Consider the following 24,727-nt stretch of genomic DNA (forward strand, 5'->3'; position numbering starts at 1 on the left):
CCGTTTAGGGTATCGGAGGATAGACCGAATACTTGACAGGGTAGGGGTCGTTGGTTCGAGTCCAATCGGAATCACTACACGCAGTAGCCCGCCATATGGCGGGTTTTTTCGTTGAATTGTAGCGGGACTTTGTACGGTAGGGTAACAGTGCTAAGTCACGTTGGGTTTTACCTCCGAAATACTAGACGGAGTGATTAGTTTATGAACGATGAACCACGCGTAGAAAGACGGAAGGGACGTCCGGTAAAGAGTCGCCGAACAGTCGGTAAATCTTCCGCAGATAGCCTCGACTACCTCTTTCGGATGTTCTACGAAATTAAAGTTGCGGAGGGGCGATCGAAGAATACGCTCGAGCAATATCGCAATAACTACAAATTCTTCGCCGAATATTTAGACGCACGAGGCATTGAGAAAAGGGTCGGGAACATTAAGCGCGAGGTATGCCGGGACTATATCCGATATATGCGCGAAGAGGCTGTTCGGTGGGAAAACCACAAATACCTACCGAAGACTTCCCAAACGGTGGGACTTTCGATTGAGACTGTCAACACGAGACTTAAAACATTGCGGGTATTCTTCGGATGCCTTGTCGATGAAAGTTATATTTTAGTCAGCCCAATGGAGGGCGTTAAGAATCTACGTAAGGAAGAATCAAATATTGAAGTTTTAGATGCGGAAGAACTACGGCGCTTGTTGATGATACCCGATCAATCTTTCTATCCGGAATTCCGTGACTATGTGCTAATGCATCTACTCATCGACGGAATGATGCGGATAAGCGAGGCACAAGGCCTGCGCGTACAGAACTTCGACTTTAACGGTAATTCCGTAACTATTCCTGCTGCTATCGCTAAAAACAGGAAGGCGAGAACTTTAGCGTTGCAAGCACGGACAGTTAAGTTAGTTAAAGAGTTGTACACCGAAAATACCGTTGACTTCGAAACTGATTTCTTATTTATAACTAATTATGGAGAACAGATGACTCCGAATCATTTCCGTAAGAGGCTTATAGAGTACGCGAGGAAGGCGGGTATAAAGAAGAAAGTACATCCGCATATACTACGCCATACATCGGCGACTCTGTTCCTTGAAGACGGCGGAGATATTCGTCATTTGCAAATGATCCTTGGACATTCGGACATGCGAATGGTGCAGCGGTATACGCACCCATCCCAAAAGTCGGTAGCGCGTCAGCAATCTGCACATTCAGCAATTAATAAAGTAATAGGAAAATTAAATAAACCACGCAGATCATCATTGCGTAAATAACAATAGCGTCAGCTTCTTCGGAGGTTGGCGCTATTTTTTTGTGCCGAAAAAGGGGACAACTGCGGGGAGCGTGCGTATTACATTTTAGAAAGACAGATAAAAAGTGCGCCAGGAGCGTTTGGGTTTCGTCAGATACCTTAGAAAGTATTTTTACTTCCGGCTGCTCTTTCGAGGGTTGGCGTGGGTACTATAGGTAACAGCAATTTTAGTTTTGTTGATAAATTGATCTGAATATTTAAACGCCAATAAGGAGGTAGGTTACAGTGACTTCGGGTTTTAATTATGAACAACTGGATGGTGATGTTTCTAAATTCCTTAAATCGAAGGAATTGACTATGCGCGAGATAGTAGGCAAAGCGTACACTGAGATGGGAAGAGAATTAAAGGAAGCGAGAGACGAACTAGCAAAACATGGGTATGGGTGTTTTGAGCAGTGGTATTCATCAATTGGCTTAAAACGGCAAAATGTCTACAGACTTATTGAGAGATACGAGAATTTAATTCTCCCATTTTGGGAGGAACGGGAACTTCTAGAGTCCCTGCCTGTGTCTTTAACTTATGAGATAGCAAAGCCCCAATCAGAAGCGACGGAATCAAAGCGCAGAGCTAAACAAGCGGTTTTAAAGGGGGAAGTTAAGACCTTAAAAGAGTATTCGATACTGGAGTCTAGACTAAAGGAAGCAGAAGCCCGCGCTAACCAAGCGGAACAAATCGCAGATAGCGAACGAAAAGCACGCGAACGAGCCGAAGAAGATGCGGACAAACCTCCGGAAGTTGTAACGGAGTATAAAACGGAATACGTCGATAATACGCCGGATGATTACGAAAAGATTCGCCAAGAGAATGAAAGATACCGAGAAAAGTTCGGTGATATCAATTCGTTTGACGGTAACACGCGGAGAGTATCGAACAGGCACGATGTTATGGCGATGATTCAAGCCTTTGCGCATGATAGCCGACAATTTCTACGTAAGTATTCGTTCCTTGATGAGTATGCGCGGGAAATTGCAGATATGCCGGAGTCCGTTAAAGACGAGTTTAAATCCTCCGTTGAGGCTATTAATAGGTTCGTTTGGAAAATGGCGGAGCATATTGACGATAGTAACAGCGACGTAATAGATGTCGACACAATAAATCACTAATTAAAAGGAGATGTTTATTTATGAAACTTCTACAAGGGCTATTCGGAAGCGCTGAAACAGGAAAAGAGAACAACGCTATAGCAGATTACAGTAATAATGTCGTAAGAGACGAGATAGAAGCAGCGGTAAGACTGGTTATAAAAAGCGAATTGGAATCGATACGACCCACCATTAGAAAAGAGCTAGAGCCTATATTTGCTAGCATTAACAAACTCGTGGCAGACCATGAGACCTCGGTAAGAATTCTAGCGGATGTAGCCGACGGTGTATCCGAAAATAAAGTCGTCGAGTACCTCGGTAAAACTCCGAAAGTGATAAAGCAGGCAGTTACTCGATTCGAAAAGCTAGGAGAGGGTCAGCTTCGAAGTCAAATCAGAAAGGATATCGTTGTAATTCAGAAGACACTCGGAGGCACTTACAAGAAAGCCTACGATAAAGCTTACGATCGATTTGCGGAAGTATCGGGGTTCTATGTATATGACCACGACAAAATTAAGATGCGCTACAAAGACTCGAAGGGTAGATGGCAACAAACAACAACGTACATCAACTTGATTGCGGATAAGGGCATGCTTCCACAATTCGCGTCTGTAGTTAACGATATGAAAAACAAACTTTAAGGAGGTGACGGAATGGATAACGTAAGTAAATCGCTATTAATTCTAGGCGTCGCAACACTCGTATTCTTATACGGAGCTTTGACGGTAAGTTGACGGAAGGAGGACGAGCATGAACGAAAGAGAGCGTAAGGTAATCGATTTTCAAGATCATCGTTTCGCCAGAGTAACGAAGCAAGTTCTCGACGACGAAACATATTTAGACAAGCCGGTGCAGAAGCTGGTCTACGCAGTTTTATGTATGTACGCAAATAACAAAACGATGAAATCTCATCCTAGCATTCCGACATTGGCGAAGAAATGCTGTTGCTCAGAGAACTCAGTCCGGGCAGCCTTAGCTAAGTTAGAAAGTCTTGAATTAATTTCGGTAACACGGCGGAAAAAGGGTGGCGTTAACTTTTCGAATGAGTACACTCTATGGGTTCCTCCGGACTGGTTTTTCGAGGGTGGTTCAAATAATGACTTTGAATCCTTCACAGTTTGACCCAGGCTCCCTCACAGATTGAAGAGGAACTATACTTATTTAACTAAACTCATTTATAACTAGACTTCAAAGTAATTGCGCCATTGTTCAAAGAACGAACAACAACGCCACATAACTTCCATAGCTAATATCTTATTCGGAGAAAAGATCCTCCGAAAAGTAATAAAGAATAAACCAATAACCGGCCGCCGCGCCGCGAGGAGGATACGGAATGTTAGCGAATATCGAACGAATCAATTCCGAGGTTAGGTTTATCGAGATTGTCTTCGAAAATTGCGAGTCAATTGAAGTACCAGCCGACAGAGTTAGCGATTTATACTTCGAAGGTATGACGACGAGAATGCTTTACCAATCACACCTTGACTTCAGCATCGGCGGATTGCTCACTTACAGATGCGAAGCTATACGGCTTTCGATCGACTACAGCAACGATTCTGAGCTATCTTACGATGGCTACAGCGAAGAATACCCGCTAGGGATGTACGAAGGTATTCCGGTAAGTAATTCGGTAGTTAATCGACCGCACGTACTCGGAAGAATTACCGAGAATTACGATATTACACACGTAAATTTCGTGGACGAAAACAAAGAGTCGATACTCTATCTCGCTGTACCATTCAAAGGCGATTGCACCAATGAATTGATGTCGGTGGAAAAAGACAACGGACTTTTCGGCAAAAAACTCGTAATCACTATAAAGGCGGAATCCGAATGAACAACGCCACCATCCCGTACGTCACCCGCAACCTGCGCCACCTGCTCGCAGCACCGAACCTGACGGAGCTTCAACGGACCATCATCACGCGCACCCTCGCTACCTTGTCGGAGTTGGGCACGGCTTATCCGGAATGGGCGGACGAACACGAATTACGACGGCAAGCTAGCGTAAGCTTCGGAATAACTGACGAAGAAATTTCGAAAATGTCATTTCCGATTTTAACTAACGGATGGGGACGGTAATATGACGAACACAAGCGGAAAAATTGAAAAGGTCACGGTAAGCCGAGAAGTTGCGGAGGCACTAACGGTACTGCTACAAGACGAAATACCGGAAAGTATTGTCGAAGGTCACACGTATAGTCTTTTCGGATACAACGATAGATTCTCCGCCTTAAACGGACTCCCACTAGACACGCTAATCCGAGCACTATACCTCGGATACGAAATCCAGCTGACACCAGAAGAGGAGTTGGCGGAATTTATCGAAGAACACCACAGTAAGCACGACCCGATGTTCAGAAAGCCGTCGGACGACTATCATTACGGAGTATCTCGTGGAGCCCGCAAGGCAGCCGAAATCCTCGGCGTCGAGCTTCCTAAACTTCCGGGATCAAGCGAAGGAGCTGACGCAAATTGATCGCACACATATTCGTATCCGCAGCGCTGCTCGTCGGCATTTTCGGCGGAACCTGGGCGCTATGTGACTACGCAATGAAATCGATAGGGGCTGACGAAAGCTGGCGCGCTAAAGCCCGTAGGAAGCGCAAATAAGGCGCATACAGCACGCTCTCAGCCGTTCTAATCGGCGGTTAGGGCTATCGCATTCGACGGAGCAAACGGCGCTAAATGGACGGCATTTGGACGGTATTAAACGGAACGACCGATACTTTCGAAGGTTAGTCCGACAAGATATCCGGCATACGCTCTACAAAGGAGGGCGTTAATATGCCGAAGCGAAAGCGGCCGATCAAAGCGAACCTGCGCGTCGTTAAGGAAGTATTCGGAGATATCCCGAAGCAGGAAGCGTTCCAGAAGGCGTTCGAACCGTATTTTAGCGTCTCAGCGAAACAAACTACGCCGTCAAAACGGAAGGGCTAGCGAAGCCTTTCGTAAATGGACGAGCTATAACGGAGGGGAAACGATATGACGAAGCGACTAACGATAACCGAACTTGAACAAATCCGGCAGCGAGCGGAGGCAGCTACGGAAGCCGATTGGATAGCGGAAACAGAGCACGAAGGGATATTCGTATTCAGCGAAGATATAGACGAAATAATTGCGGGACCTTTCGAATTCATGCAAGACGCAGTATTCATCGCCAACGCCCGCCAAGACGTCCCTCGCCTCCTCACCGAAGTCGAAACGCTAATCACCGAAAAGGCCCGCGCCCGCCGCATGCTCGACGAACTAATCGGAGAAATGGCGAACGCTGACGGAGCAGGCTACGCATTGGCAGCGGAGACAATCCGGGCTGACCTCGAAAAGATACGGAAGGAGCTGATCGATCATGGCGAATAAGATTATCGGCTATACGCTGACAGCTACGTTCCTCACCGAAAAGGAAATTCGAATGTGGAACGGAGAGGATATCGGCGAAAAGTTAAACGAAGTGTTTCCGGACAATAATGGATTCTCGTTAAGACTTACGCCAATTTGTACCGGAGAGGTGGGCGAAGATGACGAATAAGCGCGCAACTAAGCCGAAAGCGACCGACTGGCAGAATCGGGACATTACGGACTATAACGTTTCCACTTATCACGCCATGCTCATCGATAAGAACGAAGAATTATACGGAGTATCGTATCAACCTTTCGGAAAGGGCGCGGTAAGTACACGCTGGCAAACGGAGAAGGGTCAACTTAAGCAGGCGCAAGGGCAATACGGAAATGCCGTCCTCAAGCGCTATATCGAAATATGCTTCGCTAAGCATCGTTTCAATCCGGAATATCCGTGCTTGTCATTCGGATTCATGTTCGCCTATATGCGGAATGAGTTGGCGCAGGCGCAGGCGGAGATTGCCCGTGAAAGCAAGCGTAGGGAAGCGGCGGAGAAGCAGTCGGAAGTGAGCGAAATCGACAGTACGTGGTTCTGATAAATATACGAAAAGGGGAGCGATAGTATGACGAAAAGGAAAAGTAAATGTGAGGCGTGTATGGCGATTGCTAAAAACAGGCCTAATGCAGCGGGATTATCGAAGAGTTACGTGTATCAATTATTACGCGAGAAGTGCGAGCATTCCGAAGAGGAACGGAAAGGGGAGCGATAATATGGCGAAGTGCCCAAAGACCCGTTTATTTTGTAACCACGACTTCAAGTTTTATCGAGGTATATACGGAGATGAAATAATCGGAAAAGGCTTCAAGCGATCGGTATGGATATGTGATAAGTGTGGTAAAGAAAAGCTGTCGGAATCGCTATACTGCCTAAAATGAAAGGAGTGACGCTATTTGACCGAACCAAAAACGAACGCTCACCGATGCCTCCTGCGTAACGCCTGCCCGCTAGCCGGAGATCCAGGCGCATGCACACCGCGCTGCCCGATATTCGTAGGACTCGCAGGCACGACCGGCGCAGGCGCCCGCGTAGGAGCTGCGAACGTGCCCGCTGATTACCGCAACGTTACGCTGAAAGATTCGCCAGCGCGCGAGAGTCAGGCGGACATTTACGAGCAACTTGCCCGTTATGTCGCGACATTCGAACGGCAATTTGACGAAGATTATGCGATGGCTGGCCCGGACAAGCGGATTAAATCGCTATACCTATATTCGGAGGAACCCGGAACAGGGAAAACGACGACAGCCAGCGCAATATTATCGGAGTTTCTAACGCGACATTATATCGGCTCGTTACAACGCGGATTGACGCCGAATCAACGGCCGGCATATTTCCTCGATGTCAACGCCTGGCAATCGGAGTATAACGAATTCAATCGCGCAAGGGTGCCGGATCATATCGCAGAGCCAGCGGCATCGCGGTACTACAGCGCAATGGAAAACGCTAAGACAGCGCCCTTTGCGGTGCTCGACGATATAGCTGTGCGGAGCGTGACCGATGGATTCCGTGCGGACTTGCATACGGTGATTAACGCAAGGGTGACGAATAAGCTTCCGACTATTTACACGAGCAACGTAACGATCGAGGAGCTGCCGGACATTTTCGGCGAGCAACGGCTGGCTGACCGGATTGGCGACTTGACAATGGCGCTTAGTTTCGGAGGCTCGAGCCGGAGAGGAACTCGACGATAATCGAAAAGGGGAGTGAGACGATGAGAGTAACGGAATCTAACGGTTGGATAGAAAGAAGCGGACGTAGCTTGGAAGTTTACGAAGTTAAGATCGACGGATGGGTTGCGGCCGAGTTTTCGGATGGTGAGCCAGAGGATGCTAATATTATGCGAGATTTTTCCGGAGTTAAAAGTATTCCGGAGTTGATGAAGCGAGCCTACGAAGCGGGCAAGCGCGGAGAGGAATTCGAAATTACCTCCGAAGAGTACGTTGATCCGTTCGAAGATAATTAAAAAGGAGAGCGATAATATGGGGATTGATTACTTGGTTTGCGAAGTGTGCGGAGATGCTTTTCCGGATGTTGGTTATTACGGATATTGTGGCGGATGTGAGTCAGCGCTATGCGGAGGTTGCGTAGAAGATATGGGAGAAAAATACGGACGCGTCGATCCGGAAAGTGAGTTCGCCGAAGATTACGGAGAAGAATCGCCCTGCAAATGCGATGAATGTACGAAGCCTAAGTTAGATACGGAAAAGTTCGAAACGCTTATGTACTTCTTAATTAAGGGCGCAGCCAAGTACGACTTTGCGGAGTTCCTCGAAAATGCTGGACTTACCGAAAAGGATTACGAAGATATCGAGGCTTATCTGAAAACGACTTACGGAATTAAAACTTACTAATCGGAGGTGATCGAATGAAAAAATACGGACTAATCGCCGCAGCACTCGGCGGACTTGCAACGGCATGCTTGGCGAAATTCTACGCAGATGCCCGCGCATATGAAACGGAACGAGCTGCCGGTAAATTTGACGATGATATGACGGAGTCAGACGGAAATAAAGCGAGTGGCATCGTATGGGCGAACGGTCAGTTAAGTAGCGCCGTAAGCTTAATGATCGAAGACGCGAAAGCCAACGGAAAGCGGACAACTATCGATGAGCTATTCGGAGATGAATCCGGCAGCGAGCGCGAACCACTCTTCGGAATGAATGAACGCGTAACGATAGTCAATCCGTATGAATCGGCGACGTGGGTTGACGAAGATAGTTTACCGCACGAGTACCGCATTACCGACATGGAGTTCGATATGCAGGACGCGGTATGGCGGTACAAGCTAGAGGCGGAAGGCAACGAAGATGATCGCTGGTATTCGGAGGAATGGCTGGAGGCGCCGTTATTTACGCAAATGACGAAAGGGGAGAGCGATATGCAAGCGAAAGGAACGAAGAAGGCTGGCGCAGTTGTGACGGAGGCTAACCGGAAATTGCAGATCGATTATTATCTTGCGGACTTGCACGAGGCGATGGCGGCAAAGGACGAGAAGCGGCAGGCGGAGGCATTGGCGGAGTTGAAGCGGTTGAATGCTGCCGAAAGATAAAGTAGTACTCAATTTGTCTTAGGGTTAGGCTGTTCCCTAGAAAGTACCCAAGTCTTACCGATTTTAATACACTCAACTTTCCCTGCGGCGCAAAGATTCTTTATATAACCGGGAGAAAGGCCCCATAATTCGGAGGCCTCATCTACTCCCATTATTTGTTCTAAAGGATTCATTAAACGTAATACACTCCAATTCCGTTAAGTTCTGCTGCCGGTTTAACGCCGGATTTAGCGCACGGCTCTTGGTGTCCATTATCCCATTCAATTGCCCAGAAGTCACCCCAGATACCAGAAGTTTCGCCAACGATTTTACCGGATTCGGAAGGGAACTCGATTGATTGTCCAGGACCATCGATTCTAACAACTACCTTACCAACCATTGCATTAACGTACTCACCAGTGAATTTGATTACTTTAGCCATTTTAATTTCCTCCTTGTTATGTGCGTTATCGCATCTCTTGTTAATAATATATCATGTGCGTTATCGCATGTCAACGGAATAGATAAATTTTTTCGAGGTGATTTATGATTGTTGATCTGAGGGTGGATTATCAGGAACGTTTTAGGCTTTATTTAACTGATTTAGGTAAGCGGGATGGCGACGAAGTGATTTTGTATGAGTATCTTCAGTGGAATTCCCAGCTATCCTCCGAGTTTAAGAAGCAGATCGGAAAGAGCTGGACGGATACACTTAACCCGTACGAACAAGAAGAGTTATCGGAGTTTCTTAAAAGAAAAGTAATAAAGGAGTGACGCTATGGAACACGGACAGTTACTACTATCGAAAGTCCTCGACGAGAACGATACGGCCGCCTTTAAGCGCCATGCCATCGAGCCTGCGCATTTCCCAACGGAAGGCGAGCGCCAGGCATACGAATTTATCCGATCCTATGCGGCGGAAAACCGAGGACAGGCTCCGGATTATCGCGAAGTAATTGCGGCATGTCCCGCGTTTGATTACTGTCCGCAGGTCGAAAGCTCGTACGAATGGCTGGCGAAGCAGCTAAAGGATCACGCGAACAAGCGCCAGTATATCGAAGTATTCAACTCGCCAGCTGCGCAACGTAATCTCGATAATATGAACGGCGAAGAATTCCTCGAATGGGCGAGCGAGCAGATTGACGCGATTAAGACCGGTAACATGACGAGAACAAAAGTCGGAACATCGATGAAGACGGACGCCGAAAAAGTGAAAGAAGAGTACAGGAAGCGGAAGGCTGGCGAGTCTTTGCGCATCTGGAAATCTCGCTTTCCTTTTATCAACAAGGCAATCGGGGGCTATACATCCTCGAATATGTACGTAGTTTACGGAAAGTCTGGGCGCGGTAAGTCCGCCGTTACGTTAGAGGAAGCGATCAGCCTTGCGGAACAGGGTGCTACCGTTCTTATATGGCTGATGGAGATGGGCTGGTACGAAGGACTTGTCCGCTTATTCACGTATTATTCGGCGCACAAAGGCGTAGCTGTATCGGAGATAAACGGTATCGATATGGAGGCCGGATTTGACTCACGATCTATGCGACATGCGATGTTCGACGATGAATGGGAACGGAAATTCTTCGAATTTGTTGACGGAATTAACGCGGAGCTTGACGGAAATATTATCGTTCGTGGCGTTGACGATGACGACTTCCATAACCGAACTCTTCGAGCATTAGAAGCGGATATTATCCAGACTGGAGCCGACGTCGTTATCGTGGATCCTTTCTATTATTTAGACTACGAAAAGAATACGTCGAAAACAACTGGCGGAGACGCAGCGAACACTTCGAAAAAGTTGCGTCGATTAGCCGGACAGACTCAGACAGTTATATTCGCAATTACGCAAGCTGAAGAAACAGACGGAAAAGTAGACGAAGAAGGCAACCGTGAAATGGAATTACCGAAACGTTCCGGAGTAACCAAGACGACTGCGCTACTGCAAGATGCAGCTTTGCTTATCGCTGTAGATACGAATTATAAAGAAGGCCGTGGATTAATCGGGCTGAACAAAGGTCGCGACGGTGGTGAGGACGAAATCGCAGAGATTATTTACCTTCCTCAGATCGGTGTCATAAAGGAATTAGAAATGGATAATAAATTAGCGCAGCAGTTTGTTTTCTAAGCAACTATTAACCTTTTATATAAGGAGGATACTAAATGATAAAAACCCAACCATATCTAGAAGTGATGTTAAGAGGCGGGCAGACTTTAGTTGTTAAAGGATCGAGTATTTATGACATATCAAGTTCAATTTATAAACGGACTGAGTGGGTCGTTTTAGAAAGATTGACCGGGGAGAAGGTTAGGGTATGGAGCGGGGACATATCCGCCGTTGTAGAAGATAAATTTGTTGATTTCGAGGAGGACTAACATGCCGAACATACCCGTAAACGGACGCCAAGTTGACGTTGATATCACCGCCGAACTATCGCAATACGAATGGACACGCGCACGCTGGACTTCCGATAAACTATTGTCGGCGAGTCCTTTTCGCGCAGATAATCATCCGTCGTTCATGGCGAACCTGGACGGAGAGTATGCCGGAACCTGGCTGGATTCAGGCGCAATTGATCCGGACTATTCCAGCGGCAATTTTACGAAGCTGCTCGCCTTCCTGCGCGATGAGTCCTACGAAGAAGCTGCCGAATACTTAATCGAAACATATGCGGCGCCAGAACAGTCAGATTCCTTTACGATGCCAGCGCTGCAGCTTGCGGAAGGGCCCCGTCAGCCTATCGTCATCGACGAAGCGATCATCGGGAGCCATCGGGGCATCAGCGAATATTTACGGGACGAGCGCGGCATCACCGAAAAGATACAGCGATTCTTCGGCGTAGGTTCGACGGGTAGTGCGGTACTGCTGCCGTGGCGCCACGCGGATGGTCGATTGGCTACCGTAAAGTATCGCCGAACAGATTCGAAGCTATTCTGGTATGCGCGCGATGCTGAGCCGGTCAAGCGCTGCGTATTCGGAATTGACAAAATCTGGAGGCGTGCTGCGAGTGATGCGCGATTTAAGCAAGCGGTAATATGCGAAGGAGAGATCGATGCGATGAGTTTTTATGTGGCGGGCATGCCTGCGATAGCGACCGGCGGCGCCAACGTAACGCAACGGCAGATCGATTTGATTCGGGCGAGTCCGTTAGAGCACGTGATACTTGCGGCCGATAACGATGAGGCAGGCGCAAAGTGGGCGAAGGCGCTAACGGAGGGGTTGCGCGGGCATGTACGGCTGTCGAAGATAACGGTGCCAGGCGTGAAAGATTCGAATGAGTATGCGGTCAATGGCGGGGATTTGGCGGGGCTTGAGCGGGAGCCGATACGGGCGGTTACGCTGAGTTTACGTTAAAAATCCGACACCGTGTCGGAAAGTGTCGGACGATTATGACGGCTTACCGGTGGAAGGGCGAACGAGTGTGCGGTATAATTTTAATTGCGATTCACTTAATCGTGAACTGTACGACGGACGGAGGCGCGGATTATCGCGCTTACTCCTCGTGTATCCATTTGTATAGGTCTTCCGCGTGGCAGCCGAGAATCGTAGCGAATTCTACCGCCGTTCGGAAGGACATATACTTGCGGCCGTGTATGTAATCAGATATTTGCGTCGTAGACTTCGAGCTTTTATCGGCAAGGTCCGTTTGACGCCATCCTTTGTCGCGTAGGAGATCACCGAGGAGGCACCGTCCGTACTTCACAGACATACTATGCCCTCCATGTATTGGTAAATGTCACCAAGACTTGCTTATTATATCATTATATGTTTCATTTGTACCGAATTTGTACAACGTTTTCAATTGGCACATCTAGGTATGCACATATTGCAGCTATATTAGCTAGCTTTAACGGCTCTTTTTTCGCAATTTTCGCAATTTCATTTGAACCTACATTTGCAGCCTCTCCGAGATCTGATTTCGTCATCCCTCTTTCGTATAAAATGTTCAATAACGGTGTGTAGTCATAAATGATGTTCATAAGTAATCCTCCTATTTTTGAATATTTTCTTTACTTTTTAAAGATTATAGGTATAATTTAAATATAGACTAAATTAATGCAAAGAGCAAGGGGGTAAGTAGTTTGGAAAAGTTTAAAGAAATGATAAAATCCACTATGAAAGAGAAGAAACTCAATCAACAAAAATGCGGAGAAGCTATAGGCGTCGATAGAACCACAATAAGTAATACCATAAACGGGAAAAAAGAGCTTAGGTTTTGTCACATGAGAAAACTCTCCCAGCTTCTTACTCCCCACAACCATGCTATTCTCAAAAGCGCCTGCCTCTTATACGAGGGAGTGTCTAATATAAAACTGTCATTTGAATTCTTAGCTACTAATCATTATTTTTCTGAATTAGAAACCTTGATCGAGAAGTGTAATAAAAAGGGGGTCTGTGGATTTTGGCCTAACGTATACTCAATTGTTATGCAACTACAAGAAAGAAATCCAAACTACGAAGTGATCATCGAAGAGATTAGATTGCTATCTGCTAACTTACCTATCTCGGAGACATTCTTGAGAAAACTGTTATTGGTACAGGAAGCAATTTGTTACCACAGATTAAGAGAATATAATTCATCGATGCGGGTTATTAATATGGCAACAAAACAAGAACCAGATGAAAACGAATTTCTAGAGAAAAGTTACACAGCAAGAGTTAATCAAATTAAGTCGTTTCTGTATCTACATCAAGAAAACAACCCTGTTAAATGCAGAGAGTATGCTTTAGAAATAATTAATCAAGATATTGGGGACAAGTTCGTTGCTGATGCGTATTACATAATAGGGCAATCATTTACGTTTGAGAACGTAGGTGAGGCTCTTCACTATTTAGACAAGGCAGCCGAACTATTCAAATTACAAGGAAGAGGGGAGATAGTAGAGGAAATATCCTTAATGAGTAGGCCTTTTCTGGAGACGTTACATAGCACTAACTTAGGCAACTTAGATATTGACTCTGCAGAAAAAGCTTTCCGGTTGGCCAAGCGGGGGGATAAGGAAGAAGCAGAAATAGTTTTAAATCAATTGAGTGCAAGTCCGTTTAGATATTATTACAAAGGATTAGCAACAGGAAGAGATGAATTCCATTTCAAAGCGCTTAATGATTTCGTTAACTCCGGGAATCTGTTTTACGCAAAATTACCATATGAGAAATTACGGGAATCGGAAGTGTATCGCGAAGTAGCCAAATTAATTTACGAGGGGTAGGATTATATGAAAAACAACATAATTAACTTAATTGCAGCCGTTATTATTTCAATACCTTTGTTTATGATAGCCCTAGAAGACTTACCGCAAACAAATAAAGAAGGAGAACCTCTAACTGCAGCAATATTAGATCCTGGTCAGCCAGGAGGCGGTTGATAAAGACCCGGTGTTCCGGGTCTTTTTTTTTTGTGCTGAAATTAATGTGACTAAATAAAAAAAAATAGCGTTCAGTCACACTATATTGAATAATTTTCCACCTCTGTTATATTTAATTTATTCACTAAGACGTGAATATTTTTTCAGAATTTGGGGACAAGCAGTAACTCCGTGCGTATTACATTATGAAGCCCAAAGAGGAGGAAGCAAATTGAAAGAACTAACCGAAAAGAGAATAATCAACGACCTCGTACTTCTTTATCAAAAGGAAAGAAATGAAATCCACTTCAACGAAGTTTATCGATACGCCTCTGGAAAACTTAAGAAGACATTGGAGTCAGTATCCCGCAGACATAGAATAGATCGGAGTGACTTACATGCAGCATTTGATGACGCCATACTTAGTTCTGTGGAAAACTACAAAGAAGGCTCCGACTACGAAAACTTACTCATGTTCTCGGCAAAGAACAAGATAAGAGATCGAATACGACGGACTAGCACGTTAGAGAAATATTTCACCTTCATAGAGTCATTTGAAGAAGAGTCGGATGCGGCAACATTCGATCGACTACATTACTCGCAGGGAAGTACCGAAAGAAGTTCAGAAGATATTTACGAAGAAAAAGAAAAAGAACTTAACCAGCGGCAACTGATTAAGTCCTTAATCGAAAGTGCAGAGAACGATCTACCGGCTAAAGTAGTTAAAATCGTTCTCCGAGAATCCAGTTACAGCCCGACGGCAATCGGAGCTGAGCTCGGAATTCTTAAACAGTCAGTACCCAAGCAGTTAGCGAAATTAAAAAAGGCGTACAACCCATCTAAATTCGGACCACTCGCTGACCTGATGCATGCTTAATTTTTGTAGTGCGGAAAAATTACATTACATAAAAATATGTTTTTCCGCATTTACATTTTAAACCGAAAAAACATAATAAACAATCGGAACAGGCGTTCGTGCTTCGCCATAACTTGCGCAACCCAGCCGATATATCCCGAAAGGAATGATAAAAATGACACGTAACTTTCCCGAACTCATCAATAGTATTGCCGATACTAGCGGAATTAAAACGGAACTTGACGAAAGATTCTCGACGACGCCTCTCCATTTGTTAGCGCCAGACTTTGCGTACGAAGGTGCGCTACCTATCGACGAAGATCCGGCAGACTACTTCGGAATTACGTATATAAAGGCGGTGATCGTCGGATGAAAACGTATAAGGTTCGCGATCATGCGGTACAACGAGCGGTTGAGCGTTTCGGATGGAAACGGACAGGCGCCGATAATCGTCTCGTCCAGCTCATGCAACAAGCGACGTATCACGGAACGACATCGAGACGTGGCGGAGAATCACGCGTATTCGACCACTACAAAAGCGGCGTCAGAATTATCGTCGATAAAGACAGCGACACAATCCGGACATGCTACCCGATACCTTCGATACTGGATACGGTTCCTTCCGAACTATCCGAAGCCATCCGTAAGAAAGCCGCAACGCTATCTCGTAAGTATACGAAGGAACTGCGCGGATTAGAACGTGACCTTACGTCAGTTGAGTTCGAAATTGCTCGCCGAAACCTAAATAAGCTGCGCGTCAACAATCCGAAAACGAAGGCGTTCATTGACGCAAAGTTAACGGAACTGGCGGACATGCGCGACAAGCTTACGGCAAGGCAGTCGGAGCTAACCGAGCAGCTTGCGGAATTGGCGAAGCATCAATAAAGGAGGAGGAAACGGGTATGCCACGAAGTCCAAAACACGTAAAATCATCAGAAATAATCGAACAGCAACGTTATATATTTAACGGTTATGTTCACGGAAGAAACGCCGATGTTCCGGCCGGTACTGTAGTTAAGCTTGAAGAAAAGACCGCGGTCGGTGGCTACGTATATATCGAGGGTTCAGGTAAGCCGAACCGCAAGCGCTACTGGAGATTGGCGCATATGTACGAACTGGCTCCGATTGAATAGCGAAGCAGCGGCGACTTAATCGCCCATTCGCGATAGGTTTCCGGTAGGTGACGTACGGGCTTATCGGAGGCTTATCGCGAGTGAAATGCCGGCCGGCGCACTCGAAATTAAACCGAAAAGGAGGTTACGCAATGTGGAACGTTATTGTCCATGCAGCAGACGATATTGTCGGTAAAGCCGTGAACTCTCCATTCAAGACGCGCAACGAAGCACTAGAGGTTGCGGAGCAGATTCATAAGGGCGGTAGCATCGGTATTTGGTGCGAAATTAAAGAAGCCGATATCGAGTAGTAACGAGTATATTCGAATACAAAACTAACATATTCCGAAAGGGGCAATTCAATTTGGCTATTCTTAAAGGTAACGCGGCGCTTGAGGACTTGAACGGCGGAGGTAACAAAAAACATTCATTCACATCGCTAAAGAGTGGTACGACTCTAAAGGTCCGGGTTAAAGGGCTAACTCGCAGCGGGCTAACGGATATTGCTACTTATTTCGGTTACGGAATTTTTAAGCAAGTAGATACGTTTGTTCCTAAAAACGATCCAGTTAGAGACGCAAGAGGATTCGTTACTGGAAATCATTCGCCGTGGGACTTGGCCTCAAAGTATTTCTACGAACTAGGCTTCAAAGCGGAGGATGCTGGTAAGTCGGAAGCAGAAGTTAAGAAACTAAAAGAGAGTGGCTACAGATACAAAGGCAAGAAGCGCGTAATGGTTGGGCTTTATGATTTAACTTCCGGAAAAGATATCGTTATTGACGTTTCACCTAAACAGCATTCGGCGATTAAAAATAGCTTAATCGATTATCTTGAGGACGATCAGTACAAAGAAATGGCATTCAAGATTTCTAAGAAAGGCGATGGAACCGATACAGTCGTAACAGTTACTCCGATAATTAACGTAGCTAAAGGGCTGACGGACGAGGAGAAAGAGAATTTCGAAGCTTCCGCAGAGGAACCATTCAACGACGCTATCTTCGACGGTATTCTTTACGAAGCAGATGACGCAGAGCAAATAGAATTCCTACAAAAAGACGGATTCGACGTAGGTCTTATCGGACTGAGCGGCGCAGCGAAAGCTGACGCGGGACCGACATCTGCGGAGATTTCCGAAAAAGACGAACCGGCAGATATCAATGACGACGACCTCCCGTTCTGATTGACGGAGGTCTGCGGCTAATAACGGAAGGAGTGGCGGAATGACAGCCTGGTTAATCTGCTTTATCTTATGGGCGATAAGTGTCGCGGCATGGGTTGGCGCTTTTATCTACGGAGCCAAAACGAATAACCTGACGCCAATGTTCGTATTTCTCGCGCTGCAATGGGTATTCGTAGTGGGACAGTGGGTTGCAATAGGATTCGGCATATAAAACGAAAAGGGGACGGTTGAATGGAGTCACGTAAAGAACGACGCCAGGAAGCGAAAGCAAACGGAGTGCCATTTACGCCAATTTACGCGGAAGGCTTCGAGCCTAAGTCGTACAAGCAGGCGACAGGTATCGGTTACGAGCGCTTCGATAACAAATTCGTAAAGATTTCGGAATTAACGAAGGAGGACGAGTAATTGGCGCATGTATCCGAAGTTGTCGGTAAGTATTCAGAACTAGCCGTAAGAATGGCGCTCATGGCGAACGGGTGGACGGTAAGCAAGACGGAGACAGACGAAGCCTACGACCTTATCGGCGAGGATCCGTTGAACGGGCGCACGTATAAATTTCAGGTCAAAACGATTTTGCACCGCCCTGACCGCAAGTCCTACGTAATCCAGTCGAAGAACGGGCAAGGGGAAGCGTACACGAAAGCCCAGGCTCACTATATAGCGGGCGTGCTGGCGACAGATGGCGAAATCCCTCGCGTCTTTTACTTCGAAAATACCGGTCAGAAGGAATACTGGTCGATAGAGGCTACGGCAGCCAAGCGGTGGATTGAGTTGCCTATCGCACTTGATCGGAGCACATTGACGGAACAAAACGGCAGTAGGACGGAAGCAAATAAAACGGAAAAGGCGGCGATATAATGACGGTTAAAATTGGCGATAAAATTCGAATTGTAAATTGTGATGATCCTCGATACGAGAACGGCGACATATTGATTGTATCCTCCGTTAGAAGTGATGGCGCTGTTTACGCTAAATTAAATGGGCGCCAAAGTATTTTGGTTCTAAGAAGAGAGTTCGAAATTGTGTCCGAGCAATCCGATTCCGAGCGAGCCGAACTAAAAGCACGCCTAGCAACGATCGAAGAACGCATCGCAGCGCTAGAAGCCGCGAAGCCAAGCGTCGACCCAACGCCAATTTACCGCAAAGTAACCGACAGAAGCCCGCAGGTTGGCGATTACGTTAAGTACGATGATCGTCCGCATGAGGATATAACTGCCGGCAAGTATTACGAGATTATAGAAATCGATTCATCCGACGATCCGCACTTTATCGATGAAGCAGGCGATAAATACGATACTGCCGGAGATGATTTCGAAGTCTACGAAAAGGTATCCGACAACCAACCCGCTGAACCAACGTTGAAGGAAGAAAACACGGCACTTCGTGTCGGAGATTATGCGAAGGTTATTCGGGAAGATAAGTTTGAAGTTGGCGAAATTATCGAGCTTGTAGGCGTGGATTCGCTACATTTCGAAGCTAAATCGCTACAACGTGAATATTGGCACTATGCCGATAAGGAGGGCGGACTAGTCCCGGCAACCGACGAAGAAGTTGCGGAAGCCAAAGCGAAACTTGCCGCGTCTCAATTCGAAGTGGGCGATAAAGTCCGATTGCTTAGCGGAGCAGGTGAACGTTACCTGTACGGATTTTCTGACGGAAGTATTTGCGAAATCATCAGAGGACTCGATAGCGGTGGCGATTTATCCCTCAAAAATAGAGAGGGTATTAGCGGCTACGCCAAGCCCGACCAACTCGAAAAAATCTCCGACGAAGAAGCGCAGCAAATCGAAGCCGACCACGCCATCGCAGCCAAATTCGTGGAAATCGGACGGAAGCCTGGCGAGTTTAAGGCGGGAGATATCGTATGCTTTAAGGCGGGCGATATTGTATACGGAGAGCTGAGTCGAGCACCCGGTGAGTTTATTTACGGAGAGGTCAAGGATATTGGCGATGCACTACTCGGAATAATATCGTTCGCTGACGGGAACTATCGCGGAATCAATGACGTCGAACTAATCACGCCAGTCGAGCGGAGATTCGATCGCTAATGCGGCAGCCGGCTACGAATAATTGCGCATCATGCTCGGCGCCAGGCGCGAAGCTGTACGATGAGCGGCGTGAGGTTTACGTCTGCTCGACCGTATGCTTGGCGGATAACATTGCGCAGCATAGCGATGAGTTTGCGGAATGGTACGCAGGACTTTACGTAACGGAAGACGATTGAGCAACGGGATAGCCCGAGCGAAGCGAGGAAGGAGGACGCACATGCCCGAACTAAAAATCGGAAATCTTCGACTGAATGAAACGAACGATAGTGAGTCGAAGCAACGGATAGCCAGCGCCGAGAAGCGTAAGGCAGCCGCAACGGAAACGTTGGACGAAGGCTTCGATCGTATCCTAGCGACTAAGCTTTCGGATAAGGAACGTAATTACGTTATGTTGGCGCGAAGTGCGCTAGCTGACGGCAAGGCAGGCCGGACAAAAGGCGGAAAGTTATCGAAGGCTGAGGCGGTGCAGATCGGCAAGGAAGTCGAAGCGGGACAGGCGGAAGCACTCCGAGAACAGCGTGCAAAAGAAACGTTAGCGAATAAGCCTCCGAATTACTTTATCCTAACGGATGACAACGAATTACCGGCCTTTGTCGAAAGAATACGCGAAGAAGTACGAAGGCAACGCGAAGAGTGGGCGGGCAGATTCGAGATACTTGGCGTCGATTCAATGACCGCAGGAGACTTCGAAGGTACCGGAATCGACGCTTATATGGACTTATCAATCGGATTCTCGATATGGCTTCCGTTACTAGACGAAGGCTACTACTTACCTTACGGACATATCGACGGATTCGACGTACCTTACGCACATCAGGCGGACGATCCTCAATTGACTCGTTCGAAAGTATTGGCGGCAATATCGCCGTACCTATCCTCGCCGAAACAAGGAAAGACGTTCCACATGGGCGCGGCTCGTTACGACTTGCACATCGCAGAGAACGACGGCTACACGATACGAGGTTGCGTATGGGACACGTTAGATGCGATGCAGTTAATGAATGAGCATGAAGAACGATTCGGCTTGAAACCTCTTATCGAAAAATACGGCAAGCACTTCGGAATTGACGGTACGATTTACACATTCGAGGACCTTTTCGGCAACAGATCGCCGGCGCCATTCAATACGGAGCTTGTCGGAATCTATGCGATAAACGACGTTAAGTACGGTTGGGGATTATGCGAATGGCAATTCGAAACAATGCCGAAGTTTGGTCGGTTACTCGATTGCTACGCAGCGGTCGACAAGGACTTGCCGGAAACGGACGTGTTTCTGGAGCGGAGTGGATTCATATTAGACGCCGACATGCTCCGGGAATTGGAATCGGAATTCAAGCCAAAGATTGCCGAGGCAGAGCGTCGGGTGTTTGACGAGTACGGGATAGACGATGAGTTTGTTCGGAAGATGGATCGAACCATTAACGCCCCTAAAATTCAGAAGTGGATTAAGGCGCAGCAAAAGCGGATTGAGAAGAAGCAGGAGCAGATATCGAAAAAGAAACAGAAAATAGCCGAAATGCAGGCCGGCAATAAAACGCATCTTAAATCGTATCAGAGCGAAGTCGAAGCTTTAGCCAAGTACGAAAAAGAGCTATCAGAAATGCCTGCAGCAACAGACGAAAATGCACCGCAAGAGATAACGGAGTTCTCGATCACAAACGGAAATCACCTTAAATACTTGATTTACGACTTCCTAGAAATCGAGGACAAGACGTACAAGATAGATAGAGGTAAGAAACGATCAACAAGCGCAGACGTTCTGGACATGTACTACGAAGACGAGCCGAAATTAGAACCTTTAGCGAAGGTTGCCGAATATACCAAACTACTTTCTACGTACATCGAACCTATGCTCGGTAGCGGTGGAAAGACAAGTACCGTAGAAATAGATGGCCGACTTCATTCAAACTTTAAAGCAGGCGGAACAGCGACAGGTCGCTACAGCTCAAGTTCATATACAGGGAGGCCGACAGACTTACTTTCGGAGGTGGTTTAGTGGTTACGGTCACCGATGATAATTATCTGAAAATCGTTAGAACGCTGGTAAACAGCGAAGCTTCTGTAAAGAAAGGCACTAACCTGCAGAACATTCCTTCGAAGGGAGAAGGAGTTCGGGTAAGGAACGCGTTTAGACCGAGGGGCGGATGGTACTTTATCGGATCCGATCTAGGGCAGATTGAACCGCGGATACAAGCACACATCATGTACGAAAGGTACGGCGATAACTCTATGCGTCAAATCTTCATCGATGGTGTTGACCTCTATACAACAATGGCGATGAAAACGTTCAACTTGCCAGAAGCCTATTGTATCGACGGCGCATGGTACGACCCGGAATCAAAAGAAGGTGGATACGGCGGTGGCAAAAAACCTCCGACAGCCTTCTATCCACGTAAGATGATGAAAACCGGGGTACTGGCTGTAAGTTACGATCAGAAACCGCAATCCTTCTCGCAGAAAATGAAAGTATCGATGGAAGTTGCGGAAGATTTCTTCCGAGGATTCGAAGAACAGTTCCCGTCGTTTAAGCAGATGGTGACGGATATTCGCGAAGGTATGAAGAAATACGGCTTTGTCGAGACACTTTACGGCAGAAAGCGAAGATTTCCGGACTACAAGCAGTACGCAGCAGAAGCGAAGAAATTCGAGAACAAGCTAATGCAGTACTACATCGAACGAAAACGAATCAACGGTAAGAAAAAGAAAACGCCGGAAGATCGAGAAAGGTTAGCGGAATTGGAATCGTTAATCAAGCCATTAGCCGAAAAGCGCAATTTAGTATCGTACTGGGAGCGGGCAGCCTTTAACGCAGTTATACAAGGGACTGGCGCCGACATTCTGAAGATGAACGGAAATAGAATCGCTCGAATCTGCATGGAGCGTGGTTGGGAGTTCAATGCGAGCATTCACGATGAAATTAAGATCAGCGTACCCCGCGAAGACTTGACCGAAGATACTATCGAAATTGTACGCGACGCTATGACGAAGACTTGCGATCTTTCAGTACCTCTTATCACAGATACCGTAATCGAGCCGAAGTGGATGGAAGAGTATCGCCCACACGAATGGGACTTCGAAAATTGTAAACCTAAAGGGGACGATTAATTGTCGAATAAACTAACGGTAGCAAACGAAATCGCAGCGGAACTTGAGCACTGGCTTAACGAATGGCACGCACTGCCCGAAAAGTGGGACAACGAACTGGACGCGCAAATCCACCGCTGGTACGCAGACCCGCCGAAAGTATTTCCGAAGCGGCCGTACTTCTCGCCATCATCGGCGAATGCTTGTCCGCGAGAGCTTTACGTAAAGGCACGCGGAGCCAAGCGGGACATAACACGCAAGCCTCCGTATCAGGGGCGATGGACTCGCGTCGGGACTGCGGTCGGGGACGTCATACAACGCGACTTGCTATTCATGGAAAAGCATCTCGAAGGCTGCCCGTTCAGTGTCGAAAAGAATCCGGACGGCACGCCAGTTTTCGAAGACTTTGCGAAGCGCTCCACGCCAATCGATCATAACGGCGTTCGATTTAATATCTACGGAACATGCGACGGCATCTTGAATTATGTAACGGAAGACGGCGAAGTATTGCGGGTCGGCCTCGAAATCAAATCGAAACAGACTACCGCTGCCAAGACGTCGTTATATTCGATGAGAGAACCGGAAGACAAGCACGTTAAGCAGTGTATCAGTTACGGAATCATGTACGACGTCGATATGTACGTAATTTTGTACGTAAACACTTCGAAAAAGTCCTGGGTATATCCCGAAGGCGAATTCGAGAAGAGCCCGGACATTCGGGCGTTCGGCATCGAGATTACCGACGAAGACAAGACGGCGCTGCTCGATCGTTTCGCTGAAATACAGCAGTCGGTTATCGTAGGCAAGCCGTTAGAATTAGCGCTCGACGGCTGGACTTTCAACGGATTCAAGACGGCATGCGCGTTGGACTTGTCGGAAGAAGAGGTCGCTAAGCTGCAGCGTCAGGCGGAGAGCGCACGCCATTCGAGCTTGCCACCGTATAAGCAGCGACAGATCATTGAGCCAGTCGAAGATATCGTAAGAATCCGTAAGGAGCACGGAATCAATGCCGGCGCCTAAGATGCGCATCATCGCATTCGATATATCAGCATCGCCCGGCATCGCAGTAATCGAAGTCGCCCGCAACCGACCGAAACTAATCGCAGCTACCTCCGTCAAGACGGACGCTAAGTCGCCGGACAGCCAACGCTATGCCTACGTCGAGGCCTTCGCAACTACGGTCATACACGAATACGGCCCGTTCGATGCGATAGTGCGCGAGCATTTTACGAAGGGCGGCAGCAAGCGATCGACTCAGATGGTCTTCGGATCATGGGCGGCAATCGACATGGCACTCGGCAAGTACGGCTATAACGAAATTGCGTACGAACCTACGCCGACAACGGTCAAGAAGGTAATCGGAGGACACGGCAAGGCGGAGAAGGACGAAGTAGAAGCGGGCGTGCGTCGCATAATGAAGCTGCCGGACGACTACGAATTTGTATCGAATGACGCTTCGGACGCGGCTGCGATAGGGCTTACGTACCTCATCGAAAATAAAATTATCGAAGGAGCGGATTGAATGGGAATCCCTTACGTTACGTTTATGAAACACGCCGAAAAGGTTACGAAGAAGGCTAGCGCATCACGTCCGACACTAAAGGGCGTATACCATGCGGAAGACGGATCGCTGGCAGTAACGGACTCTCATCGGCTGTACTACGCAACTGACGCGCACCAACGCCAGGACGCCGCTATTCTTGACCCGAAAACTGGTGAAGAGATTGGCGGAGCATATCCGGACGTTACGAGGCTGCTGCCTTATCCGGGTGACGCAAGATACACGCTCACTATCGATGACATTCCGAAAGCTTTAAAAATCGTAAAGGCGTTGGAAGCGCTCGGTAAATCCGTAGACTCCGACGGGACTATAACGATAAAGGCTGACGAAAATGGCGCAGTAAGTTTCGGAATGGAAGCGGAAGGCACGAGTGGCACAGTCGAGATCGGAAGAGTTAGCGGAGGAACATACGAGAATGTCGCTGTATCTGCGCAGTACTTATCCGAAGCACTTGCGCTATTCAAAGACATCGGAGTTACCTCCGTACAGATCAATTCGTACGGAAAGATTCGCCCACTTACGCTAACTATTGACGGCTTGACTGCGCTAATTATGCCCGTGAGGAAGTTCTAATGACGCTTAAGCAATACCGCGAAATCGTCGACGATTACAAGGCGGACGTAATCAACCGGTACTATGCCGGCCTCATCAACGAAGAACGTACGGCATGGCTAATCGGAAAGCTTGACGCATGGTACGAAAATTCTAAACGGAATGGGAGTCGATAA

43 protein-coding genes are annotated in these 24,727 nt (G+C 47.2%); 39 read left to right on the plus strand and 4 right to left on the minus strand.

Annotated elements, in window-relative coordinates; translation table 11 throughout:
* Positions 1-201 precede the first annotated feature (201 nt).
* The 16 genes from AB1K91_RS17600 (at position 202) to AB1K91_RS17675 (ending at position 8,836) form a co-directional block, all read left to right on the plus strand.
* Entirely contained in the window at positions 202-1,269 is a 1,068-nt protein-coding gene (locus AB1K91_RS17600; protein ID WP_413091710.1) for a tyrosine-type recombinase/integrase, read from the plus strand.
* Between the two features lie 263 nt (positions 1,270-1,532).
* Complete coding sequence (locus tag AB1K91_RS17605; protein ID WP_413091711.1) at positions 1,533-2,411, plus strand: hypothetical protein; 879 nt, start codon at positions 1,533-1,535, stop codon at positions 2,409-2,411.
* Between the two features lie 20 nt (positions 2,412-2,431).
* A complete protein-coding gene (locus AB1K91_RS17610; RefSeq protein WP_413091713.1) occupies positions 2,432-3,031 on the plus strand; it encodes a hypothetical protein in 600 nt (199 codons plus the stop codon).
* Between the two features lie 109 nt (positions 3,032-3,140).
* The gene (locus AB1K91_RS17615) at positions 3,141-3,512 is read left to right on the plus strand and encodes a helix-turn-helix domain-containing protein (protein WP_413091714.1); all 372 of its coding nucleotides are present in this window, start codon (positions 3,141-3,143) and stop codon (positions 3,510-3,512) included.
* A gap of 211 nt (positions 3,513-3,723) precedes the next feature.
* Positions 3,724-4,227, plus strand: a complete 504-nt coding sequence (locus tag AB1K91_RS17620; protein WP_413091716.1) for a hypothetical protein — start codon at positions 3,724-3,726, stop codon at positions 4,225-4,227.
* On the plus strand, positions 4,224-4,472 hold the full coding sequence (locus tag AB1K91_RS17625; protein ID WP_413091718.1) for a hypothetical protein: 249 nt from the start codon (positions 4,224-4,226) through the stop codon (positions 4,470-4,472). Before AB1K91_RS17620 ends, AB1K91_RS17625 begins: the two co-directional genes overlap by 4 nt.
* A gap of 1 nt (position 4,473) precedes the next feature.
* Positions 4,474-4,869 (plus strand): hypothetical protein, encoded by a 396-nt coding sequence (locus AB1K91_RS17630; RefSeq protein ID WP_413091719.1) that lies wholly within the window; start codon positions 4,474-4,476, stop codon positions 4,867-4,869.
* Positions 4,866-5,003 carry a hypothetical protein gene (locus AB1K91_RS17635; protein ID WP_413091721.1) on the plus strand — a complete coding sequence of 46 codons (138 nt, stop codon included), beginning with the start codon at positions 4,866-4,868 and terminating at the stop codon, positions 5,001-5,003. The genes AB1K91_RS17630 and AB1K91_RS17635 overlap by 4 nt, the downstream gene beginning before the upstream one ends.
* Before the next feature lie 174 nt (positions 5,004-5,177).
* Entirely contained in the window at positions 5,178-5,330 is a 153-nt protein-coding gene (locus AB1K91_RS17640; RefSeq protein WP_413091722.1) for a hypothetical protein, read from the plus strand.
* A 45-nt stretch (positions 5,331-5,375) separates the two neighbouring features.
* Positions 5,376-5,750, plus strand: a complete 375-nt coding sequence (locus AB1K91_RS17645; protein WP_413091724.1) for a hypothetical protein — start codon at positions 5,376-5,378, stop codon at positions 5,748-5,750.
* Complete coding sequence (locus AB1K91_RS17650; protein ID WP_413091726.1) at positions 5,740-5,919, plus strand: hypothetical protein; 180 nt, start codon at positions 5,740-5,742, stop codon at positions 5,917-5,919. The genes AB1K91_RS17645 and AB1K91_RS17650 overlap by 11 nt, the downstream gene beginning before the upstream one ends.
* Positions 5,909-6,325, plus strand: coding sequence for a hypothetical protein (locus tag AB1K91_RS17655; RefSeq protein WP_413091728.1), 417 nt, complete (start codon positions 5,909-5,911; stop codon positions 6,323-6,325). The genes AB1K91_RS17650 and AB1K91_RS17655 overlap by 11 nt, the downstream gene beginning before the upstream one ends.
* Positions 6,326-6,956: 631 nt before the next feature.
* On the plus strand, positions 6,957-7,478 hold the full coding sequence (locus tag AB1K91_RS17660; RefSeq protein ID WP_413091729.1) for a P-loop NTPase family protein: 522 nt from the start codon (positions 6,957-6,959) through the stop codon (positions 7,476-7,478).
* Positions 7,479-7,498: 20 nt separating this feature from the next.
* Complete coding sequence (locus tag AB1K91_RS17665; protein WP_413091731.1) at positions 7,499-7,750, plus strand: hypothetical protein; 252 nt, start codon at positions 7,499-7,501, stop codon at positions 7,748-7,750.
* A gap of 16 nt (positions 7,751-7,766) precedes the next feature.
* Positions 7,767-8,138 (plus strand): hypothetical protein, encoded by a 372-nt coding sequence (locus tag AB1K91_RS17670; RefSeq protein ID WP_413091732.1) that lies wholly within the window; start codon positions 7,767-7,769, stop codon positions 8,136-8,138.
* A gap of 14 nt (positions 8,139-8,152) precedes the next feature.
* Positions 8,153-8,836, plus strand: coding sequence for a hypothetical protein (locus AB1K91_RS17675; RefSeq protein WP_413091734.1), 684 nt, complete (start codon positions 8,153-8,155; stop codon positions 8,834-8,836).
* Between the two features lie 8 nt (positions 8,837-8,844).
* Here AB1K91_RS17675 and AB1K91_RS17680 read toward each other — a convergent pair whose 3' ends face one another.
* Together AB1K91_RS17680 and AB1K91_RS17685 are read right to left on the minus strand one after the other, a co-directional pair.
* Positions 8,845-9,009 carry a helix-turn-helix domain-containing protein gene (locus AB1K91_RS17680; protein WP_413091735.1) on the minus strand — a complete coding sequence of 55 codons (165 nt, stop codon included), beginning with the start codon at positions 9,007-9,009 and terminating at the stop codon, positions 8,845-8,847.
* Positions 9,009-9,257 carry a hypothetical protein gene (locus AB1K91_RS17685; RefSeq protein WP_413091737.1) on the minus strand — a complete coding sequence of 83 codons (249 nt, stop codon included), beginning with the start codon at positions 9,255-9,257 and terminating at the stop codon, positions 9,009-9,011. Before AB1K91_RS17685 ends, AB1K91_RS17680 begins: the two co-directional genes overlap by 1 nt.
* 104 nt (positions 9,258-9,361) lie before the next feature.
* Between AB1K91_RS17685 and AB1K91_RS17690 the strand changes: the two genes are divergently transcribed.
* From AB1K91_RS17690 to AB1K91_RS17705, 4 genes are read left to right on the plus strand one after another with little or no spacing between them, the layout of a single operon-like run.
* A complete protein-coding gene (locus AB1K91_RS17690; protein ID WP_413091738.1) occupies positions 9,362-9,589 on the plus strand; it encodes a hypothetical protein in 228 nt (75 codons plus the stop codon).
* Positions 9,590-9,593: 4 nt separating this feature from the next.
* Positions 9,594-10,940: a DnaB-like helicase C-terminal domain-containing protein gene (locus tag AB1K91_RS17695; protein WP_413091739.1), complete on the plus strand. Its 1,347-nt coding sequence runs from the start codon at positions 9,594-9,596 to the stop codon at positions 10,938-10,940.
* A 35-nt stretch (positions 10,941-10,975) separates the two neighbouring features.
* Positions 10,976-11,188 (plus strand): hypothetical protein, encoded by a 213-nt coding sequence (locus AB1K91_RS17700; protein WP_413091740.1) that lies wholly within the window; start codon positions 10,976-10,978, stop codon positions 11,186-11,188.
* A 1-nt stretch (position 11,189) separates the two neighbouring features.
* Positions 11,190-12,167 (plus strand): toprim domain-containing protein, encoded by a 978-nt coding sequence (locus AB1K91_RS17705; protein ID WP_413091742.1) that lies wholly within the window; start codon positions 11,190-11,192, stop codon positions 12,165-12,167.
* A 139-nt stretch (positions 12,168-12,306) separates the two neighbouring features.
* Here the strand turns inward: AB1K91_RS17705 and AB1K91_RS17710 are convergent, their stop codons facing one another.
* Positions 12,307-12,522, minus strand: coding sequence for a helix-turn-helix domain-containing protein (locus AB1K91_RS17710; protein WP_413091743.1), 216 nt, complete (start codon positions 12,520-12,522; stop codon positions 12,307-12,309).
* A gap of 61 nt (positions 12,523-12,583) precedes the next feature.
* Complete coding sequence (locus tag AB1K91_RS17715; protein ID WP_413091744.1) at positions 12,584-12,793, minus strand: helix-turn-helix domain-containing protein; 210 nt, start codon at positions 12,791-12,793, stop codon at positions 12,584-12,586.
* 102 nt (positions 12,794-12,895) lie between these two features.
* Between AB1K91_RS17715 and AB1K91_RS17720 the strand changes: the two genes are divergently transcribed.
* From AB1K91_RS17720 to AB1K91_RS17810, 19 genes are all read left to right on the plus strand, one after another.
* A complete protein-coding gene (locus tag AB1K91_RS17720) occupies positions 12,896-14,023 on the plus strand; it encodes an AimR family lysis-lysogeny pheromone receptor (protein WP_413091746.1) in 1,128 nt (375 codons plus the stop codon).
* Positions 14,024-14,029: 6 nt separating this feature from the next.
* Positions 14,030-14,179 carry a hypothetical protein gene (locus AB1K91_RS17725; protein WP_413091747.1) on the plus strand — a complete coding sequence of 50 codons (150 nt, stop codon included), beginning with the start codon at positions 14,030-14,032 and terminating at the stop codon, positions 14,177-14,179.
* A gap of 211 nt (positions 14,180-14,390) precedes the next feature.
* The gene (locus AB1K91_RS17730; protein WP_413091749.1) at positions 14,391-15,035 is read left to right on the plus strand and encodes a hypothetical protein; all 645 of its coding nucleotides are present in this window, start codon (positions 14,391-14,393) and stop codon (positions 15,033-15,035) included.
* A 154-nt stretch (positions 15,036-15,189) separates the two neighbouring features.
* Complete coding sequence (locus tag AB1K91_RS17735; protein WP_413091750.1) at positions 15,190-15,387, plus strand: hypothetical protein; 198 nt, start codon at positions 15,190-15,192, stop codon at positions 15,385-15,387.
* Positions 15,384-15,899: a hypothetical protein gene (locus AB1K91_RS17740; RefSeq protein ID WP_413091752.1), complete on the plus strand. Its 516-nt coding sequence runs from the start codon at positions 15,384-15,386 to the stop codon at positions 15,897-15,899. Before AB1K91_RS17735 ends, AB1K91_RS17740 begins: the two co-directional genes overlap by 4 nt.
* A gap of 17 nt (positions 15,900-15,916) precedes the next feature.
* A complete protein-coding gene (locus AB1K91_RS17745) occupies positions 15,917-16,147 on the plus strand; it encodes a hypothetical protein (RefSeq protein WP_413091753.1) in 231 nt (76 codons plus the stop codon).
* Positions 16,148-16,278: 131 nt separating this feature from the next.
* Complete coding sequence (locus AB1K91_RS17750) at positions 16,279-16,437, plus strand: hypothetical protein (RefSeq protein ID WP_413091755.1); 159 nt, start codon at positions 16,279-16,281, stop codon at positions 16,435-16,437.
* Positions 16,438-16,490: 53 nt separating this feature from the next.
* Entirely contained in the window at positions 16,491-17,306 is an 816-nt protein-coding gene (locus tag AB1K91_RS17755) for a hypothetical protein (RefSeq protein ID WP_413091757.1), read from the plus strand.
* 40 nt (positions 17,307-17,346) lie between these two features.
* Positions 17,347-17,517 carry a hypothetical protein gene (locus AB1K91_RS17760; protein ID WP_413091759.1) on the plus strand — a complete coding sequence of 57 codons (171 nt, stop codon included), beginning with the start codon at positions 17,347-17,349 and terminating at the stop codon, positions 17,515-17,517.
* A gap of 20 nt (positions 17,518-17,537) precedes the next feature.
* Complete coding sequence (locus AB1K91_RS17765; RefSeq protein WP_413091760.1) at positions 17,538-17,711, plus strand: hypothetical protein; 174 nt, start codon at positions 17,538-17,540, stop codon at positions 17,709-17,711.
* Positions 17,712-18,164, plus strand: a complete 453-nt coding sequence (locus tag AB1K91_RS17770) for a PDDEXK-like family protein (protein ID WP_413091762.1) — start codon at positions 17,712-17,714, stop codon at positions 18,162-18,164. It abuts the gene before it with no gap.
* Positions 18,164-19,354: a hypothetical protein gene (locus AB1K91_RS17775; protein WP_413091764.1), complete on the plus strand. Its 1,191-nt coding sequence runs from the start codon at positions 18,164-18,166 to the stop codon at positions 19,352-19,354. The genes AB1K91_RS17770 and AB1K91_RS17775 overlap by 1 nt, the downstream gene beginning before the upstream one ends.
* Positions 19,354-19,530 (plus strand): hypothetical protein, encoded by a 177-nt coding sequence (locus AB1K91_RS17780; RefSeq protein ID WP_413091765.1) that lies wholly within the window; start codon positions 19,354-19,356, stop codon positions 19,528-19,530. Before AB1K91_RS17775 ends, AB1K91_RS17780 begins: the two co-directional genes overlap by 1 nt.
* A gap of 41 nt (positions 19,531-19,571) precedes the next feature.
* Positions 19,572-21,350: a DNA polymerase gene (locus tag AB1K91_RS17785; protein WP_413091767.1), complete on the plus strand. Its 1,779-nt coding sequence runs from the start codon at positions 19,572-19,574 to the stop codon at positions 21,348-21,350.
* A complete protein-coding gene (locus AB1K91_RS17790) occupies positions 21,350-22,459 on the plus strand; it encodes a DNA polymerase (protein ID WP_413091769.1) in 1,110 nt (369 codons plus the stop codon). Before AB1K91_RS17785 ends, AB1K91_RS17790 begins: the two co-directional genes overlap by 1 nt.
* A complete protein-coding gene (locus tag AB1K91_RS17795; RefSeq protein WP_413091771.1) occupies positions 22,460-23,458 on the plus strand; it encodes a hypothetical protein in 999 nt (332 codons plus the stop codon). It begins immediately after the preceding gene.
* On the plus strand, positions 23,445-23,960 hold the full coding sequence (locus tag AB1K91_RS17800) for a crossover junction endodeoxyribonuclease RuvC (protein ID WP_413091773.1): 516 nt from the start codon (positions 23,445-23,447) through the stop codon (positions 23,958-23,960). Before AB1K91_RS17795 ends, AB1K91_RS17800 begins: the two co-directional genes overlap by 14 nt.
* Positions 23,961-24,572 (plus strand): beta clamp domain-containing protein, encoded by a 612-nt coding sequence (locus AB1K91_RS17805; protein WP_413091775.1) that lies wholly within the window; start codon positions 23,961-23,963, stop codon positions 24,570-24,572. It abuts the gene before it with no gap.
* A complete protein-coding gene (locus tag AB1K91_RS17810; RefSeq protein ID WP_413091777.1) occupies positions 24,572-24,727 on the plus strand; it encodes a hypothetical protein in 156 nt (51 codons plus the stop codon). Before AB1K91_RS17805 ends, AB1K91_RS17810 begins: the two co-directional genes overlap by 1 nt.

It is taken from the genome of Terribacillus jepli, assembly GCF_047228925.1.
Taxonomy (GTDB): domain Bacteria; phylum Bacillota; class Bacilli; order Bacillales; family Amphibacillaceae; genus Terribacillus.

What these genes read in the sequence shown, in the direction of transcription:
- AB1K91_RS17630 (WP_413091719.1), top strand. Translation starts at nt 4,474, where the DNA reads ATGACGAACACAAGCGGAAAAATTGAAAAGGTCACGGTAAGCCGAGAA.
- AB1K91_RS17645 (WP_413091724.1), top strand. Translation starts at nt 5,376, where the DNA reads ATGACGAAGCGACTAACGATAACCGAACTTGAACAAATCCGGCAGCGA.
- AB1K91_RS17675 (WP_413091734.1), top strand. Translation starts at nt 8,153, where the DNA reads ATGAAAAAATACGGACTAATCGCCGCAGCACTCGGCGGACTTGCAACG.
- AB1K91_RS17775 (WP_413091764.1), top strand. Translation starts at nt 18,164, where the DNA reads ATGACGGTTAAAATTGGCGATAAAATTCGAATTGTAAATTGTGATGAT.
- AB1K91_RS17785 (WP_413091767.1), top strand. Translation starts at nt 19,572, where the DNA reads ATGCCCGAACTAAAAATCGGAAATCTTCGACTGAATGAAACGAACGAT.
- AB1K91_RS17670 (WP_413091732.1), top strand. Translation starts at nt 7,767, where the DNA reads ATGGGGATTGATTACTTGGTTTGCGAAGTGTGCGGAGATGCTTTTCCG.
- AB1K91_RS17685 (WP_413091737.1), bottom strand. Translation starts at nt 9,257, where the DNA reads ATGGCTAAAGTAATCAAATTCACTGGTGAGTACGTTAATGCAATGGTT.
- AB1K91_RS17740 (WP_413091752.1), top strand. Translation starts at nt 15,384, where the DNA reads ATGAAAACGTATAAGGTTCGCGATCATGCGGTACAACGAGCGGTTGAG.
- AB1K91_RS17650 (WP_413091726.1), top strand. Translation starts at nt 5,740, where the DNA reads ATGGCGAATAAGATTATCGGCTATACGCTGACAGCTACGTTCCTCACC.
- AB1K91_RS17810 (WP_413091777.1), top strand. Translation starts at nt 24,572, where the DNA reads ATGACGCTTAAGCAATACCGCGAAATCGTCGACGATTACAAGGCGGAC.
- AB1K91_RS17640 (WP_413091722.1), top strand. Translation starts at nt 5,178, where the DNA reads ATGCCGAAGCGAAAGCGGCCGATCAAAGCGAACCTGCGCGTCGTTAAG.
- AB1K91_RS17760 (WP_413091759.1), top strand. Translation starts at nt 17,347, where the DNA reads ATGACAGCCTGGTTAATCTGCTTTATCTTATGGGCGATAAGTGTCGCG.
- AB1K91_RS17800 (WP_413091773.1), top strand. Translation starts at nt 23,445, where the DNA reads ATGCCGGCGCCTAAGATGCGCATCATCGCATTCGATATATCAGCATCG.
- AB1K91_RS17715 (WP_413091744.1), bottom strand. Translation starts at nt 12,793, where the DNA reads ATGAACATCATTTATGACTACACACCGTTATTGAACATTTTATACGAA.
- AB1K91_RS17735 (WP_413091750.1), top strand. Translation starts at nt 15,190, where the DNA reads ATGACACGTAACTTTCCCGAACTCATCAATAGTATTGCCGATACTAGC.
- AB1K91_RS17615 (WP_413091714.1), top strand. Translation starts at nt 3,141, where the DNA reads ATGAACGAAAGAGAGCGTAAGGTAATCGATTTTCAAGATCATCGTTTC.
- AB1K91_RS17660 (WP_413091729.1), top strand. Translation starts at nt 6,957, where the DNA reads ATGGCTGGCCCGGACAAGCGGATTAAATCGCTATACCTATATTCGGAG.
- AB1K91_RS17625 (WP_413091718.1), top strand. Translation starts at nt 4,224, where the DNA reads ATGAACAACGCCACCATCCCGTACGTCACCCGCAACCTGCGCCACCTG.
- AB1K91_RS17655 (WP_413091728.1), top strand. Translation starts at nt 5,909, where the DNA reads ATGACGAATAAGCGCGCAACTAAGCCGAAAGCGACCGACTGGCAGAAT.
- AB1K91_RS17725 (WP_413091747.1), top strand. Translation starts at nt 14,030, where the DNA reads ATGAAAAACAACATAATTAACTTAATTGCAGCCGTTATTATTTCAATA.
- AB1K91_RS17620 (WP_413091716.1), top strand. Translation starts at nt 3,724, where the DNA reads ATGTTAGCGAATATCGAACGAATCAATTCCGAGGTTAGGTTTATCGAG.
- AB1K91_RS17610 (WP_413091713.1), top strand. Translation starts at nt 2,432, where the DNA reads ATGAAACTTCTACAAGGGCTATTCGGAAGCGCTGAAACAGGAAAAGAG.
- AB1K91_RS17710 (WP_413091743.1), bottom strand. Translation starts at nt 12,522, where the DNA reads ATGTCTGTGAAGTACGGACGGTGCCTCCTCGGTGATCTCCTACGCGAC.
- AB1K91_RS17780 (WP_413091765.1), top strand. Translation starts at nt 19,354, where the DNA reads ATGCGGCAGCCGGCTACGAATAATTGCGCATCATGCTCGGCGCCAGGC.
- AB1K91_RS17750 (WP_413091755.1), top strand. Translation starts at nt 16,279, where the DNA reads ATGTGGAACGTTATTGTCCATGCAGCAGACGATATTGTCGGTAAAGCC.
- AB1K91_RS17695 (WP_413091739.1), top strand. Translation starts at nt 9,594, where the DNA reads ATGGAACACGGACAGTTACTACTATCGAAAGTCCTCGACGAGAACGAT.
- AB1K91_RS17690 (WP_413091738.1), top strand. Translation starts at nt 9,362, where the DNA reads ATGATTGTTGATCTGAGGGTGGATTATCAGGAACGTTTTAGGCTTTAT.
- AB1K91_RS17705 (WP_413091742.1), top strand. Translation starts at nt 11,190, where the DNA reads ATGCCGAACATACCCGTAAACGGACGCCAAGTTGACGTTGATATCACC.
- AB1K91_RS17745 (WP_413091753.1), top strand. Translation starts at nt 15,917, where the DNA reads ATGCCACGAAGTCCAAAACACGTAAAATCATCAGAAATAATCGAACAG.
- AB1K91_RS17600 (WP_413091710.1), top strand. Translation starts at nt 202, where the DNA reads ATGAACGATGAACCACGCGTAGAAAGACGGAAGGGACGTCCGGTAAAG.
- AB1K91_RS17805 (WP_413091775.1), top strand. Translation starts at nt 23,961, where the DNA reads ATGGGAATCCCTTACGTTACGTTTATGAAACACGCCGAAAAGGTTACG.
- AB1K91_RS17680 (WP_413091735.1), bottom strand. Translation starts at nt 9,009, where the DNA reads ATGAATCCTTTAGAACAAATAATGGGAGTAGATGAGGCCTCCGAATTA.
- AB1K91_RS17765 (WP_413091760.1), top strand. Translation starts at nt 17,538, where the DNA reads ATGGAGTCACGTAAAGAACGACGCCAGGAAGCGAAAGCAAACGGAGTG.
- AB1K91_RS17700 (WP_413091740.1), top strand. Translation starts at nt 10,976, where the DNA reads ATGATAAAAACCCAACCATATCTAGAAGTGATGTTAAGAGGCGGGCAG.
- AB1K91_RS17665 (WP_413091731.1), top strand. Translation starts at nt 7,499, where the DNA reads ATGAGAGTAACGGAATCTAACGGTTGGATAGAAAGAAGCGGACGTAGC.